General features: G+C 73.0%; 1 protein-coding gene. It reads right to left on the reverse strand.

Annotated elements, in window-relative coordinates; genetic code table 11:
• A partial coding sequence (locus tag BN358_RS26865) for a hypothetical protein (protein WP_198018475.1) occupies window positions 1–241 on the reverse strand: 241 nt, incomplete at both ends.

Here is a 241-nt window from a genome sequence, read left to right on the forward strand (position 1 = left end):
TCCACTCGACCGGGACGTCGGCCGCTGCGGCGACGCCGCGGGCGATGACCTCAGCGGTGAGCCCGGTGTCCAGGCCGCAGGTGGCGAACCAGTCCGACAGCTTCGCGACCATCTCCGCGGCACGGGCGTCGTTGCCCGACCGGATCGACGCGGCGATCCGCGCGGCGTCCTCGGACTTGCGCCGGAACGGGGCGATGCCCTTGCCGCAACAGGTACATCCGGCCCGGGTTGGCGGGATCGT

The organism is Sedimentibacter sp. B4, from assembly GCF_000309315.1.
Lineage (GTDB): Bacteria > Bacillota > Clostridia > Tissierellales > Sedimentibacteraceae > Sedimentibacter > Sedimentibacter saalensis.